This window comes from Aquimarina intermedia, from assembly GCF_008124785.1.
GTDB classification, from domain to species: Bacteria; Bacteroidota; Bacteroidia; order Flavobacteriales; family Flavobacteriaceae; genus Aquimarina; species Aquimarina intermedia.
In genome coordinates, this window is the sequence record NZ_VNHU01000001.1 from 162,429 (window position 1) to 177,094 (window position 14,666).

The following is a 14,666-nucleotide window of genomic DNA, read 5'->3' on the forward strand; positions in this document are numbered from 1 at the left end:
TTCGAACACACGAGCACCCTAAAAAACCTTCACAGATTATCGTAACGAAAAACCTTTAGCTGCCCACCAGGGATGAATTTCTATTTCTAAGCGACCAGCTTGTACCATAGGATCAGACTTAGCAAGGCTGTCTGCTATCCTAAGGGATGGGGTGTTGTAGATGGTAACACCACGAATGTCGCCATCATCTCCAAATGGACCGGAGATATCTGCATACCCTAATTCATACATTTTTCCTAAATGAGCAAGATGTAATTTTTGAAGACTGTCTACTGTTTTTTTATCCTGATCAACAGTTGCACCTCTTTTTAAAAACACCATAAAATATTGTTGCATCAAAACAGTGTCCCCCGATTTTTCATCTACATAATCGAAAATCTGAAACCCCTTATCAGTTAGTTCTTTTTTTAGAGCACTTACGGGTTTGGAGGTTAAAATGCTATCAGTTGTTGGTGAAGGATCTGTCGCTTTAATCTTTTTGTCACAGGCAATAAGTAAAAAAGATACAGCAAATAGGAATATGTTGATTTTCATTGATAAGGTATTTGATTAATAAAGGATGCGTCAAAAATAAACTAAAAACCTAAGAGCGTATTCTTTATTAATCCTTTGTATGGTCTGCAGGGCTATACTTGACAGGAATTATTCTTTTGCTGGATGCATCTCAATTGTATAAAATTGTTGTCAAATTCCGTAAACGACTAAGTTATTTATTCAACCTTATTTGTGTCTTTAAATTTTCAAAGAGGGATGTTCTTCCAGTTTGTAAAAGGATTTTTACTTAGTTGAGAATTGTAATATTTTTTATCACCGGTAACTTCTTTGCCTAACCAATTAGGTTTTTTAAAACACTCGTTTTCTTCAGTTAGTTCAATTTCGGCCAGAATGAGTCCTTGATTAGCTCCAAAGAAAACATCTACCTCAAACCTATGCTGGTTTACGGGGATTTCATATCGAATTTTTTCGATACTACCGGCCTTACAAAGATCCAATAGCTGTTCTGCTTCATTGACTGGTATTTCCCTTTCCCATTCAAAGCGGGTAGTGCCTGAAGCATTCCCAATCCCTTTGACTGTTATAAACCCGGTATTTCCTTTGATGCGTATACGAACTGTACGGTCGGGATCCGTATTTAAAAAGCCTTGTTCAATTCTGTAAGAGGTGAGAGCTTCTTTCTTGAAAGCGGTAGAAGTGACTAAAAATTTTCGTTCAATTTCCTGCATGTGATCCGTTTGATTATGTAATTACATTTTTAAAGCAATGTCCTGCAGCGTATCTGATTCGATAATTTCTTTGTCGTAATCATTTTTATCTAACCAACGCATGGCTTTAGCTATGGTTTCGGGTTTGATAGATCGATATTTCTTTAGGTTTCCTGCAAGCAACGGGTTAATTATTCTCATAAATTGAATAAATAAATACTCCCCGATTCTTCTTTCCTCTCTTTTTGTGTCGATAAGAGAAGGTTGTAAAACATAAGTTTTATCGATAGCTAATTTCAATAGTGCTCCCTGCATTTCGCCCTTTATTCTATTATAGAAAATTTTACTTTTAGGGTTCGCGCCAAGGGCAGAAACAACCATAAAACTTGAAATTTTATTTTGAACACAAAGCTTTGCAGCGGCTAACGGAATTCCGTAATCGATTTTTTTGTATAAATTTTTATTCGGAGTTTTACTTTTGGTAGTACCTATACAGCAAAACACAACATCACCGGTAAACGCATCTGCATAATTGTCAAGTTTAAAAAGATCAATCAGATATTCTTCAACCTTTGGGTGGTCTGTATTAGAACTACTTCGGGAGAATAGTTTTACTTTGTCATAATCCGAATCTTCTAAAAGTTGCTGTAGTAAAGCATGTCCGGTTAATCCTGTAGCGCCTAAAACAATTGCAATTTTGCTCATACCCTTTAAATTTTAACGTAAAGGTAGGTAATGATGCGGGGAACATTAGTCAAAGAAGCTATAAATTTGCAGTATCAAAATTCATAAGAGTAAGTGGATCATCGCAAAATCATACATGTCGACATGGATGCTTTTTATGCTTCTGTAGAACAGCTAGATAATCCTGATTTGAGAGGAAAACCGCTGGCTGTTGGCGGCAGTGAAAAGCGTGGTGTGGTGAGTGCTGCGAGTTATGAAGCACGTGTCTATGGCGTACGATCGGCAATGAGTGGAGCGATGGCAAAAAGGTTATGTCCCGACCTTCTCTTTGTAAAACCGAGATTTGAGCGATATAAAGAGATCTCTTCAGCAATACGGAAGATTTTTTTTGAATATACTGACTTAGTAGAGCCATTATCACTGGATGAGGCATATTTAGATGTTACAGTAAATAAAAAGGGTAATCCGAGTGCAAGTTTGATAGCACAGCATATCAGACAACGTATTCTTGATCAAGTAGGACTCACGGCCTCTGCAGGGATTTCTATCAACAAATTTGTAGCAAAAATAGCGAGTGATTATAACAAACCCAACGGTCAAAAAACCGTTAATCCCGAAGAGGTTATCGAATTTCTGGAAAAACTGGATGTAAAAAAGTTTTACGGAGTGGGTAAAGTAACCCAGGCCAAAATGTATGAGATGGGTATCTATACCGGCTTGGATCTTAAATCAAAAACTGAGGAGTTTTTAAATCGGCATTTTGGCAAATCAGGTAAACATTATTTTCAAATTGTACGGGGCATACATACGAGTCCGGTAAAACCAAATCGAGAACGTAAATCTTTGGCAGCTGAGCGAACGTTCAGAGAAAATATAGCATCTGAAATCTATATGATCGAACGTTTGGAAAGTATTGCTGAAGAGTTGCAACGCCGTTTAAAAAACAGTAAAGTTTCAGGAAGAACTATAACATTAAAAATAAAATACAGTGATTTTACTTTGCAAACTCGCAGTAAATCCCTGCCCTATTTTGTGAACGACGCAGCTATCATACTGGAAACCGCTAAAGAATTATTGTATCAGGAAAAAATGAAAAATTCTGTTCGTTTACTGGGAATTTCACTATCCAATTTAAATACCGCAAAATCTTTAGTAAAAAAGAAGGAGGAAGTAGAAATAATTCAATTGAAATTTGACCTGTAAAAGGTTTAGATGGTTTGTAAAATTTCAGCAGCTTGTTTGAGCGTATCATCTGTTTTGGCAAAACAAAAACGCAATACCTTATCATCTTGTTTGGATGTGTTGAACACCGAAATTGGTATCGAAGCAATCTTGTGTTCTTTGGTTAGTCTTTCGGCAAAAATTATGTCATTTTCCTCAGTAACAGCTGTATAATCCAAAAGTTGAAAATACGTTCCGCTCGTCGGATTCATTTTAAAAGATGATCCTTCTAGCAAAGAAAGAAAAAGATCCCGTTTTTGTTGATAAAACTGTGGTAAACTCAAATAATGAAACGGGTTCTCTAGATACCTTGCAATTGCCTCCTGAACAGGGTGATTACCAGAAAAAACATTGTATTGATGTACTTTCCTAAACTCTTTCATCAATTCTGAGGGAGCCAAGCAGTATCCGGTTTTCCATCCGGTGATGTGAAATGTTTTTCCGAAGGAACCTATAATAAAACTTCGGGAAGCTAGATTAGGGTACCGTGCGACGCTTTGATGCGCAATATTGTCAAAAATAATATGCTCATACACTTCATCGCTTAAGATTAGAATATTGGTGTCTGCCACAAGTCTTTCTAATTGAGCCATATCTTCTTGAGACCATACTGTTCCGCTAGGATTGTGAGGCGTATTGATAATGATCATCCGGGTTTTGGGAGTAACACTATTAGCAACCATCTTCCAATCAATAGTATAATTAGGATACGATAATTGAATTGGTATTGTTTTTCCTCCAAACAAGGTGATTGATGGTTCATAACAATCGTAAGCAGGTTCAAAAATTATGACTTCGTCTTGAGGATGTATAAAGGCTGCTATACAGCTGAAGATTGCTTGAGTAGCTCCGCTAGTAATAGTTATTTCAGTTTCCGGATGATAGGTGTAACCATAGGCAGCAGCCGTTTTCTCTGCGATACGTTCGCGTAATTGAATCAATCCCGCCATGGGTGAATATTGATTTTTGCCTGCTCTCATGGCATTAGATACGAGTTCTATAAGTTGTGGATCCACAGGAAAATCCGGAAACCCTTGAGATAAATTAATTGCCTGATGCTCATGAGCTAAATTACTCATCTTTGTAAAAATAGTAGTCTGACTTGCCGGAAGCTTAGAAAGCTGTTGATTCATAGGAATTGAAGTTACTAATTTAAAAGTGTACCACGCTTGATTTAAACGAAGTAATCAGAATATGTCAAAAACTACTGTGTTAATAGGATTAAGTTTTTTATATTGATTATAAATACTAGATAAAAGTAGGAAAATGTTGTTAAAAAGATGTTTGAGACGTACTTTTGTTTTTCAAAATTTAAATATTTTAACTAATGGGTGGATTGATAAAATCTTCAATTGCTAGAAAAGTTGCTATGGCACTTTCAGGACTTTTCTTAGTGTTCTTCTTATTACAACATTTTACTATAAATTTCACTTCTATAATTAGCGCAGACGTTTTTAACGAATTGTCGCATTTTATGGGAACAAATTTTGTTGTTCAATTTTTGCTTCAGCCAGTGTTGATTTTTGGAGTAGTATTTCATTTTATTATGGGATTCATTTTAGAAATTCGTAATCGTAATGCCAGAGATGTGAGCTATGCTCGTTATGATGGAGGGGCAAACTCTTCTTGGATGTCTAGAAATATGATTATCACCGGTTTGGTGGTATTGGCCTTTTTAGGATTGCATTTTTATGATTTTTGGGTGCCCGAGATAGTACACAAGTACATAGAATTTGCTCCAGAGGATGCAACTCGCTATTATGGGGAGTTGGTAGAGAAATTTGAGAGTCCGATTCGTACAGGATTGTATGTGATTTCTTTTGTGTTTTTAGGGTTACACCTATGGCACGGATTTGCTTCTTCATTCCAATCTGTCGGATTCAATAATAAATACTCTGTTGCAGCCACAAAATTTGCAAAAGCATTTGCCATCGTTATTCCGTTGGGATTTGTTGTGATTGCTTTAGTACATTATTTTAATCATTAAAAATTACCGCTATTATGTCAATTTTAGATTCTAAAATACCTAAAGGTTCACTGGCAGATAAGTGGACAAATCATAAAAACACAGTTGACCTGGTCAATCCTGCAAACAAACGTAATATTGATGTTATTGTTGTAGGTACGGGGCTTGCAGGAGGAAGTGCAGCGGCAACGCTTGCAGAACTGGGTTATAACGTAAAAACATTTTGCTATCAGGATTCTCCACGTCGTGCGCATTCTATTGCTGCACAAGGAGGAATTAATGCTGCAAAAAACTATCAGGGTGATGGTGACTCAAGTTATCGTTTGTTTTATGATACGGTAAAAGGAGGAGATTATCGCTCGAGAGAGGCAAACGTATACCGACTTGCTGAGGTTTCTGCAAATATTATCGATCAATGTGTTGCACAAGGAGTACCTTTTGCAAGAGAATACGGTGGATTATTAGACAACCGTTCCTTTGGTGGAGTACTTGTTTCAAGAACTTTTTATGCTAAGGGTCAAACGGGACAACAATTGTTGTTAGGTGCGTATTCTGCAATGAACCGTCAGATCAACCGAGGAAAAATACAAGCTTTTAACCGACACGAGATGTTGGATTTAGTAAAAGTTGATGGCAAAGCCAGAGGTATTATTGCAAGGGATTTGGTTACAGGAAAGATAGAAAGACATTCGGCTCACGCTGTGGTAATTGCTTCAGGAGGATATGGTAACGTATTCTTTTTGAGTACCAATGCAATGGGAAGTAATGTAATGGCAGCATGGAGAGCACACCGTAGAGGTGCTTATTTTGCAAACCCGTGTTTTACACAAATTCACCCAACATGTATACCGGTATCAGGTGACCATCAGTCTAAACTAACGTTGATGTCTGAGTCGCTGCGTAATGATGGACGTATATGGGTGCCTAAAAAGAAAGAAGATGCGGAAGCTATTCGTGCAGGGAAATTAAAACCTACGCAATTAGCAGAAGAGGATCGTGATTATTATTTGGAACGACGCTATCCTGCTTTTGGTAACTTAGTGCCACGTGACGTAGCCTCAAGAGCAGCAAAAGAGCGTTGTGATGCTGGTTTTGGTGTCAATAAAACGGGAGAGGCTGTATACTTGGATTTTGCTTCGGCAATCAAGCGTTACGGAAAAGAGAAAGCATTAACTTCGGGAATGAAAAACCCATCAGAAGCTGAAATTATAAAACTTGGAGAAGAAGTCGTAGAAAATAAATACGGTAACTTGTTCCAGATGTATGAAAAAATTGTGGATGAGAATCCATACAAGACTCCAATGATGATTTATCCTGCGGTACACTATACTATGGGAGGTCTATGGGTTGATTATAACTTGCAAACGACGATTCCTGGTTGTTATGCAGCAGGAGAAGCCAACTTCTCTGATCACGGTGCAAATAGATTAGGAGCCTCTGCACTAATGCAAGGATTGGCTGATGGGTATTTCGTTTTGCCTTATACTATAGGAGATTACTTGGCCGATGATATTAGAACAGGAAAAATTCCAACAGACTCGCCAGAATTCGAAGCTGCAGAGAAGGAAGTTACGGATCGCATTGAGAAATTAATGGGCGGTAGCGGACAACACTCTGTTGATTATTATCACAAGAAGCTTGGTAAAATCATGTGGAACAAATGTGGTATGTCTCGTAATGCTAAAGAGCTTCAGGAAGCTATTGATGAGATCGCCGTATTACGTGAAGATTTCTGGGAAAATGTGAAAATTCCGGGAAGTGCAGCTACTAAGAATCAAGAATTAGAGAAAGCAGGTCGTGTAGCAGATTTCTTAGAATTAGGAGAACTTTTTGCAAAAGATGCGTTACACAGAAATGAGTCTTGTGGAGGTCATTTTAGAGAAGAATACCAGACGCCGGAAGGAGAAGCGCTACGAGATGATGAAAACTTTAAGTTTGTTTCAGCTTGGGAATATAAAGGTGCACCTAAAGATGCCGTACTTCATAAGGAAGACCTGGTTTATGAAAACATTGAATTAAAAACAAGAAGTTATAAATAAAGTGAATTAGTAGTTAGGCATAAGCCACTGGATGGGAACTGTACAATCATATAAAGATTTGTTAATTTGGCAAAAAGGAATTGAAATTGTCAAAGAAGTTTACTCAATCTGTGCAGAGTTGCCTAAAGATGAAATTTTTGCATTGCAAAGTCAGTTAAAAAGATCATCTATTTCAATTTCTTCAAATATAGCCGAAGGCTGGGGGAGAAATTATACTAAAAGTTATGTTCAGTTTTTGAGTTATTCCAGAGGATCACTGCTAGAATTAGAAACTCAATTAATAATTGCACAGGAACTAAGCTTTATTTCAACAGAAAAATTTAATAGAATTCAAGATTTAATTACTGAACAGAGTAAAATGTTAAATGCCTTTATTAAGGCGGTCAAGGCAAACTAGTGCCTTTTGACTCTGGGCTAACAAACTAAAAATTATGAATCTTACATTAAAAATATGGCGTCAGCAAGATGCCACTTCAAAAGGAAAACTAGAAACGTATAAGGTTACCGATATTGATGGTGATATGTCTTTTCTGGAAATGATGGATGTTCTTAACGAACAACTCATTGTTGAAGGTCATGAGCCGGTAGAATTTGATCATGATTGTAGAGAAGGTATATGCGGATCTTGTTCCTTACAAATTAATGGTGAACCTCACGGTCCCGATAGATTGGTAACGACTTGCCAATTGCATATGCGTAAATTTAAAGATGGTGATACCATCACCATAGAACCCTTCAGAGCAAAAGCATTTCCGGTAATAAAGGATTTGGTAATTGACAGGACTTCCTTTGATCGCATACAACATGCAGGAGGTTATATCTCTGTTAATACTTCAGGTAACACCATTGATGCAAACGCTATTCCTATTGAGAAGGAAAAAGCAGATGATTCTTTCTATGCTGCGACATGTATTGGATGTGGAGCTTGTGTAGCAGCGTGTAAAAACGCCTCTGCAATGCTGTTTACCTCTGCAAAGGTTTCTCAGTTCGCTTTGCTACCGCAAGGACAAGTTGAAGCCACAGATCGTGTGTTAGCAATGGTAAATCAAATGGACAAAGAAGGATTTGGTAACTGTACGAATACAGGTGCTTGTGAGATCGAATGTCCTAAAGGGATTTCGTTAGAAAACATCGCACGTATGAACAGAGAATATTTAAAAGCGAGTCTTAAAGGATAAGTCTTTTCAAAATTATTATATAAAACCTCCAAGTCGTTTTAGACTTGGAGGTTTTTTTATTGAATAGAATGTACTATATTTAACAGGCTATCATTTGATAGTAAGATACCAATCTATAAAACTAAGTGATTATACAAGGCAGCATACTCTTAAAACACACAGTATATCTTCCCTAATGTAATCCGTTAAAATATTCTTTCGCGAAGGATAGACAGGAGCTCTAAATGTCTCAAAATTTTTAGAGAATATTAATTTATAAGAATATAACGATGAAAAAAAGGAATGTAACCAACTTGCAATTACTCGGTACACGAGTATTAGGAAAAGATGAACTGAGAACATTAAACGGAGGTCGAGAAGTGATAATGCATGACTGTGAAACAGGAATACATTGCACATGTAATGGTTCCCATTCTTGCGTTAGTACTGTTCAAGAGTGTTGGGATAAGTGCTAAGAAGTCAAGAACTCGAAACGAAACACCTCGTTTCGAGTTTTTTTAATGATTTATCAATTTTTCCAGATCTAAAATGATGCTTAGAAAACTTAAAATTTTAGAAGTATTAACAATAGTTTTTTTACTACTTGCAGTATCCTGTACTAGTTCGAAACCAAAGGCAAAAATTACTAAAGAGGTTACGATTTACAGCAATCAACTCGCTATTCCGGATAGTACATCCCTAGGATTTTGTCGTTTCGTAGATGCCAATCCTGCGCATTACTTTTTTATGTTGGACACGGTCGTTGTGATGAATAAAAGCTTTAAGAAAAAGTTTGAGCTTGATGCGACAGGAATCATAACGCTGGCACCTAATAAATTTCTTCCTAAAACCTATGTTATTTGCGAACCTGGTGATGCTATCGCTATCTCTTTGAAAACTCTTCAAGATGGTAGTAAGTCACTGTTTTTTGTAGGTAATAATGCTGAGGGACTTAATGAGATGCAAACATCGTTATTATTTAAGGGGACTAATTATCTAACACCTACAATTGAAAAAGGACTGGATAAAGTAAATTCACTACAAGCCGAACAATCTTTTTCTAATCTCTTAACCACAAAAGATAGTTTATTCGCTCCTTTTGACATTTTACTCGAACAAGAAAAGATAACAAAATCATTTTATTCGCTAGCCAAAGCACAAAGTGACATGAAGTTTCTGGGTGCTACCAGAGATGTGATATTACACTTAAGAGGTGAAGATAGCTTACAACAATCAGTGAATACACTCAACAGCATCTTAAGACAAATTTTTAAAACTTTTGATCCGTTTGACGATACATACAAAAGCGTCGATTTGGTTTCCAGAACTTCCAACGCCTCTTACAAAGCTCAGCTTATCGAAGAAGGACTTTTAGTAGGAAAAAAGATTGAATTTGGACTATGGAAGGATCAGTTGCAATACAATACGTATGCGCCTAAAGAGTTGCAGGAAAAGATGAAAGCTGTTTCAATAATGTTTAACAGACATTATGGTATGAATTCTATAGAAGAAGATGAACGAGCTTTCAGCCTTTTTAAAACCGTATTTCCCAAAAGTGTATACACCCAACCATTATCCAGGTATTTTTCTGAATTTAAAGATGACAACGAATTATTGAAACCTTTATCATTGGCTAAATACACTGAAGAATCAAATAGCTTTAGTATACTCGATAAAAATGATATGCTACAGTTTGATGTACTTCTTGCAGAGAACTTCAAAAATACAGCGGTTTTTATAGATGTATGGGCAACATGGTGTGCTCCCTGTATAAAAGAATTTCAATTTACTGAAGAACTCAAACCTTTTTTAAAAGACAAGAATATTGAAGTTTTATATGTTTCTGTAGATAATCCGACCGCTGCCGTAAAATGGAAAACTGCAGTTCAGAAGTATAAACTAAACGGATATCATCTCTTAGGCACCGAAGCTTTCGTTCAAAACTTAAAAGAATTGCAGCTCGCCAATATAAGCGGTATACCACGATATTTGTTGTTTGATGCAAAAGGCACTCTATTGGATGCCGAATTACCCTTACCAAGCTCTGGATCCGCTTTAAAACAGAGAATCGAAGAGCTTTATAATATTAATTAGTTTTCTCTTTAGCTTTAGAAACTTCCTCTGCCATAAGGATGGCATTATAGGCATTTACTACTTTTCCTGATTTTGAAAGTTCTGAGAATGGGATAGTTTTTTTGAAACCATCCTCTTGTTCAACTTCTACATTTATGTTATATGAAATGCCTGAGTCCATGATGATTTTTTTGATCTCCAATGCAGACAGCTTTGGATAGTAGGATTTAACTAACCCGGCAACTCCCGCTACCATAGGTGCGGCACATGAGGTGCCACCACCGTAATTAGTTTTATCTTTAGGATAAATTACTTTGATAAACATGCCGGGTGCAAAGAGGTCAACGAAACTTTTGCCATAATTAGATGATTCCCATTTGATATCGTTGGCCTGAGGATTAATAGCACCCACTTTAATAAAATTTGGAATAAACTCTTCGCCCTGTTCATTGATATCATCGGGATAGTGATCGTCAAAACTTCCTTCTTGATCCAAGTTAAAATTATCATTACCAGCAGATCCTACTATTAAAACATCGTTTTCATTTGCATACAATAATGCTTCGTCTACCCATTTTTCCTGCATAGAAAAATCTTTAGTATGACTCAGGTTTATTATTTGAGCACCATTATCTACTGCATAGCGAATCGCTAGTGCCAGATCTTTGTCGGTATAATCCCCAACGGCTGAGAAGTATAAAGGCATTATTTTAATAGCATTCGATATGCCATCGATTCCTTTGTCATTACTTCGTAGAGCAGCCATTATACTAGTCACACTTGTATCATGACTTAGGTCGTCCACGTTTTTGCCTAACGTATTGCTACCATACCCTGTATCCTTTATATTTTGCTGATCATCGCCTACCTGTTCACGGGAATCTTCTGTAAGACTCATACAGATTTCTAAAGATTTCTTTTTAAACTCCAGATAATCCAATAATTTTTGATCCTCCTCTTTGACTAATATTCCTTTTTATCAAAAATTTGGTTTTGATATAACGGAGGAAATAGATTTGGGATATGATTTATTTATATTGAGAAAAAAAGCTGATATTTAATTCAGAAATGCACCTTAGTACCTTTGGGCAGGTATTATGCGTGAGCCCTTCCCTATAGACACTTAATCTCATACTCCAAATCTTTCTGAATTTCTTTGGAGTCAATAATTTTACCTTTTGAAATACTCATATAATCATATTTTGGAAGCGGCAATTCTCGCTTTAAACATTCAGCCGTGTAATACTCAGCTTTTGTAGGATGGTTGGGAGCGGCAGCATTATAAACTTTACCCCATGCATTATTTTCCACAATTCTTAAAATAAGTTGAATACAATCTTCTCGTTCGATCAAATTTACCGGAGCTTCAGGATTTTGAACATTCGTTCGGCCGGATAACATGGTAGCAGGATGTCGATCCCCACCAATGAGTCCCCCAAAACGTAAAATTGTCGTGGTAAAATTATCATTAGCTTGTAATAATTTCTCCACTAGCGCTAACTGCCTTCCAGCTTCTGATACGCTATTGGGAACTGTCTGAGAGGTGACTACAGGAAACCTACTTTCATCCTCAAAAACCGTGGTTGAACTAATAAATAAAACGTGTTGAATTGTGGAAGCTTCAATAGATGGTAGTAATCTTTGAATTTTGCTCACGAAATCACTGGATGGATCGCGTCGTAACCCTGGCGGAATGTCAATAATTAGTACTTCACTATCTTTTAGAAAACTCTTCACCTCTCCTTTTACCGCAGTTTCGGAAAGCGTAATCGAGAATGCTGTAATTCCCTTGCTCTGTATAGCTGCAAGTTTAGTTTCAGAGGTGGTAGAACCTTTTACAGTAAGCCCTTTGGCTAAAAACGCTTCCGCCAGCGGTAAACCTAACCAACCTAAACCTAATATACTTAGTGCTTTATTCATTTGTGGGTGTATCTTCTGTTTCAATCTCAACAATAGAATCATTTACTTTTTTAAGCAGTTCAAAATTAAATGAACTTTTAACAATGACCGCATCATTAAGGACAAAAGGTTTTGGCATCATGGCTGGGGTACGGGCTGCAATTTCAAATTCGGGATGTTGTAACAAATCATAAGAAGATTCAAACAAAATAAAATTTGGATCAGTATTCGAATCTATTTCGATATCAAGTACTAAGGGCTCATTTCCTTTCACATAGTAGGAAAATAGCTTTTTATTCCACCGCTTAGTAAAGATATGGTACGTTTCATTCTTGTGTTTTAATTCTAAGGCATTTTCACCATTAACTGCGAGCGAATTAAAATTAATTACCTTTTGAGTATATACATCCAACCTGTTAATTTCTCTATTTGGTATAATATGTAAACGTAACCTACGTATGTCATTCACTAGCGTATCTTTTAATAGTTGCACTGTAGCTGCCGGAATATTTTTGAGTGGAGCCTCACTGCTTTTAGAAAAACCAATACCATACTTACTGGTAATAATTGTCTTATTGAGTGTTGTGTTATCTTTATTTTCATTAGAGAAATATGGCAAGGTATACGCATCTAAGATATGATCGTAGGTAGCCCAATTGGCTTTGTTTTCATCGTGATCTAAAACATATACCAAGCTGTTGGGTTTTTGACGTTCTTCATTAAAGTCTGAAGCGTTATGGGCAATGATAAAAAATCCTACGGCACCAATTAATAATACGATGCTGTACCAACTCTGATTTTTATAAAAAGCAAATACAGGAAGTAAAAGTGCAAATAATAATACGGTCAAGACCGATGCTACCGGAAGCATTTTAAGTCCCAAAGCTACCGGAAAACTAGCTATAAATGGAAGCAGCACATATAATGCAGGAAAAGACAGTACTACCATTAACAAACTGTTTGGTTTCTTTTGTCGAATTAATACGAATAGCTGAATCAAACCAAAATATACTAGCCATATAAAATAACTGGCTCCCTCAAGATAAAATGCGCAAAGTATTGAAATGAATATCCAGAAAATTAGAACAGGAACTAAAAGACTTGCTTGATTACGTTCTTTGTATAAGTATCCAAATATTTTAAAACAGATAGTAGCAGAGAGTAAGGTAAAAGCTATTATGTAATTGTAGCCATTGTATGTGAAACCGTGCTGAATTTCGTTATATGCGGGATAAATAACTTTGAGCAACTCCCAACCACCATAAGTAAGCCCCCCTGCTAATAGAATACATAATAATAAAGCGGCGCTTCCTTTTAACCCGTCTTTGATACCCAAACGATAGTTTATTCTGCCATAAAACAAAAGGAGAATAAAAATTATAACAGCTAGTATCCAAAGGGTATGAATCCAGCTGAATGGATAGCTGACAAGCTTAACTATCGGAGCATTAAAATAAATATAGTCCTTATCTGATTTTAGTTTTGATAAATCAGTAGTAGCAAAATGGCGTAGTAAGGGTAAGAGATAACTTCCCTGATGTTGTAGTGTGGAGAGATCCAGATTTTGCCAGGTATCATTAGCCGTATGATAATCAAAATGATCATCAATAAACGCAAAGTTAAAGCCTTCAATATCTCCTTGTTCTCTAAAAACCGTTAGATCAGTATCGTTAGGTAACATCTTATAAATACTATAAGCAAGAGAATTAGTAACCGGGTATTGCACCGAAGCCTTAGAGAATTCGTTAATTAAATTACCGTTTTTTCCATTGGTTTCCATCAGCATAAAAGAGTTCCCTCCACTGCCTCTGGCTTCAAAATTAAGCACCAATCCAATATCCTTTGCCCAAGGGTGTTTTTTTACAAATAAATCAGCTCCATTGAGTCCAATTTCTTCGGCATCAGTAAAACAGATGATGATATTGTTTTTAGGTTGTGGATTAGTAGCCAGATAGGCACGCAGCCCTTCTAAAATTGTTGCAACTCCACTACCAGCATCACTTGCACCGTAAGATGAGTGGGTTGCGCTGTCGTAATGTGTTAAGAGCAATAAAGCTTTTGCCGAGGAATCGGTGCCTTTTATTTGGGCAATTATATTCTCGGGCGTACTCATATCGCCCGATTTGTATATAGAAAAACCTGTTTGTGTTTCTGTTTTCAGTCCGAGCTTGTCTAATTCTGATATGATATAGGATTGCACATCAGTATGTGCGGTACTGCCTAGATAGTGAGGCGCTTTTGCAAGTTGTTTTACATGATCCAAAGCTCTCATGGTTGAGAACTCGGTTAACGGAGTATCATACGCTGTTATCGACTGGGGTTTACTGCTATAAAAAATATACCAAATGGAGAGTAAAATAAGCAATGTCGAAAAGAATGCGGGGTATTTTTTCATTGACTTTTGGTTTAGCTAAAGATAATAAAT

At 36.6% G+C, this 14,666-nt stretch carries 13 protein-coding genes; 6 read left to right on the plus strand and 7 right to left on the minus strand.

From position 1 onward, the window contains the following. Positions 1 to 36 precede the first annotated feature (36 nt). The 3 genes from BD809_RS00615 to BD809_RS00625 form a co-directional block, all read right to left on the minus strand. Positions 37 to 534, minus strand: coding sequence for a YciI family protein (locus BD809_RS00615; protein WP_148781013.1), 498 nt, complete (start codon positions 532 to 534; stop codon positions 37 to 39). A gap of 206 nt (positions 535 to 740) precedes the next feature. Beyond that, positions 741 to 1,223, minus strand: coding sequence for a CYTH domain-containing protein (locus tag BD809_RS00620; RefSeq protein ID WP_148781014.1), 483 nt, complete (start codon positions 1,221 to 1,223; stop codon positions 741 to 743). A gap of 21 nt (positions 1,224 to 1,244) precedes the next feature. Further along, on the minus strand, positions 1,245 to 1,907 hold the full coding sequence (locus BD809_RS00625; protein WP_148781015.1) for an NAD(P)H-binding protein: 663 nt from the start codon (positions 1,905 to 1,907) through the stop codon (positions 1,245 to 1,247). Between the two features lie 93 nt (positions 1,908 to 2,000). Here BD809_RS00625 and dinB point away from each other — a divergent pair, with 93 nt between their 5' ends. Further along, entirely contained in the window at positions 2,001 to 3,089 is a 1,089-nt protein-coding gene (gene dinB / locus BD809_RS00630; RefSeq protein WP_262712873.1) for a DNA polymerase IV, read from the plus strand. Between the two features lie 5 nt (positions 3,090 to 3,094). On the opposite strand, the gene BD809_RS00635 is transcribed toward dinB, so the two are convergent. Further along, the gene (locus tag BD809_RS00635; protein WP_148781016.1) at positions 3,095 to 4,240 is read right to left on the minus strand and encodes a methionine aminotransferase; all 1,146 of its coding nucleotides are present in this window, start codon (positions 4,238 to 4,240) and stop codon (positions 3,095 to 3,097) included. 194 nt (positions 4,241 to 4,434) lie between these two features. Here BD809_RS00635 and BD809_RS00640 point away from each other — a divergent pair, with 194 nt between their 5' ends. The 5 genes from BD809_RS00640 (at position 4,435) to BD809_RS00660 (ending at position 10,363) form a co-directional block, all read left to right on the plus strand. Continuing rightward, entirely contained in the window at positions 4,435 to 5,094 is a 660-nt protein-coding gene (locus tag BD809_RS00640) for a succinate dehydrogenase cytochrome b subunit (protein ID WP_148781017.1), read from the plus strand. A gap of 14 nt (positions 5,095 to 5,108) precedes the next feature. Beyond that, on the plus strand, positions 5,109 to 7,112 hold the full coding sequence (locus BD809_RS00645; RefSeq protein WP_148781018.1) for a fumarate reductase/succinate dehydrogenase flavoprotein subunit: 2,004 nt from the start codon (positions 5,109 to 5,111) through the stop codon (positions 7,110 to 7,112). 31 nt (positions 7,113 to 7,143) lie between these two features. Further along, complete coding sequence (locus BD809_RS00650) at positions 7,144 to 7,509, plus strand: four helix bundle protein (RefSeq protein ID WP_148781019.1); 366 nt, start codon at positions 7,144 to 7,146, stop codon at positions 7,507 to 7,509. A 34-nt stretch (positions 7,510 to 7,543) separates the two neighbouring features. Next, a complete protein-coding gene (locus tag BD809_RS00655; protein ID WP_148781020.1) occupies positions 7,544 to 8,290 on the plus strand; it encodes a succinate dehydrogenase/fumarate reductase iron-sulfur subunit in 747 nt (248 codons plus the stop codon). Positions 8,291 to 8,821: 531 nt separating this feature from the next. Further along, positions 8,822 to 10,363 (plus strand): TlpA family protein disulfide reductase, encoded by a 1,542-nt coding sequence (locus tag BD809_RS00660; RefSeq protein ID WP_170251714.1) that lies wholly within the window; start codon positions 8,822 to 8,824, stop codon positions 10,361 to 10,363. Here BD809_RS00660 and BD809_RS00665 read toward each other — a convergent pair. The 3 genes from BD809_RS00665 to BD809_RS00675 form a co-directional block, all read right to left on the minus strand. After that, positions 10,356 to 11,240 carry a S8 family serine peptidase gene (locus tag BD809_RS00665; RefSeq protein ID WP_148781022.1) on the minus strand — a complete coding sequence of 295 codons (885 nt, stop codon included), beginning with the start codon at positions 11,238 to 11,240 and terminating at the stop codon, positions 10,356 to 10,358. The genes BD809_RS00660 and BD809_RS00665 overlap by 8 nt on opposite strands. A gap of 215 nt (positions 11,241 to 11,455) precedes the next feature. After that, positions 11,456 to 12,262 carry an NAD(P)H-binding protein gene (locus BD809_RS00670; protein WP_148781023.1) on the minus strand — a complete coding sequence of 269 codons (807 nt, stop codon included), beginning with the start codon at positions 12,260 to 12,262 and terminating at the stop codon, positions 11,456 to 11,458. Beyond that, a complete protein-coding gene (locus BD809_RS00675; RefSeq protein ID WP_148781024.1) occupies positions 12,255 to 14,636 on the minus strand; it encodes a M20/M25/M40 family metallo-hydrolase in 2,382 nt (793 codons plus the stop codon). Before BD809_RS00675 ends, BD809_RS00670 begins: the two co-directional genes overlap by 8 nt. Between the last annotated feature and the right edge of the window lie 30 nt (positions 14,637 to 14,666).

What these genes read in the sequence shown, in the direction of transcription:
- BD809_RS00615 (WP_148781013.1), bottom strand. Translation starts at nt 534, where the DNA reads ATGAAAATCAACATATTCCTATTTGCTGTATCTTTTTTACTTATTGCC.
- BD809_RS00620 (WP_148781014.1), bottom strand. Translation starts at nt 1,223, where the DNA reads ATGCAGGAAATTGAACGAAAATTTTTAGTCACTTCTACCGCTTTCAAG.
- BD809_RS00625 (WP_148781015.1), bottom strand. Translation starts at nt 1,907, where the DNA reads ATGAGCAAAATTGCAATTGTTTTAGGCGCTACAGGATTAACCGGACAT.
- BD809_RS00635 (WP_148781016.1), bottom strand. Translation starts at nt 4,240, where the DNA reads ATGAATCAACAGCTTTCTAAGCTTCCGGCAAGTCAGACTACTATTTTT.
- BD809_RS00640 (WP_148781017.1), top strand. Translation starts at nt 4,435, where the DNA reads ATGGGTGGATTGATAAAATCTTCAATTGCTAGAAAAGTTGCTATGGCA.
- BD809_RS00645 (WP_148781018.1), top strand. Translation starts at nt 5,109, where the DNA reads ATGTCAATTTTAGATTCTAAAATACCTAAAGGTTCACTGGCAGATAAG.
- BD809_RS00650 (WP_148781019.1), top strand. Translation starts at nt 7,144, where the DNA reads ATGGGAACTGTACAATCATATAAAGATTTGTTAATTTGGCAAAAAGGA.
- BD809_RS00655 (WP_148781020.1), top strand. Translation starts at nt 7,544, where the DNA reads ATGAATCTTACATTAAAAATATGGCGTCAGCAAGATGCCACTTCAAAA.
- BD809_RS00660 (WP_170251714.1), top strand. Translation starts at nt 8,822, where the DNA reads ATGCTTAGAAAACTTAAAATTTTAGAAGTATTAACAATAGTTTTTTTA.
- BD809_RS00665 (WP_148781022.1), bottom strand. Translation starts at nt 11,240, where the DNA reads ATGAGTCTTACAGAAGATTCCCGTGAACAGGTAGGCGATGATCAGCAA.
- BD809_RS00670 (WP_148781023.1), bottom strand. Translation starts at nt 12,262, where the DNA reads ATGAATAAAGCACTAAGTATATTAGGTTTAGGTTGGTTAGGTTTACCG.
- BD809_RS00675 (WP_148781024.1), bottom strand. Translation starts at nt 14,636, where the DNA reads ATGAAAAAATACCCCGCATTCTTTTCGACATTGCTTATTTTACTCTCC.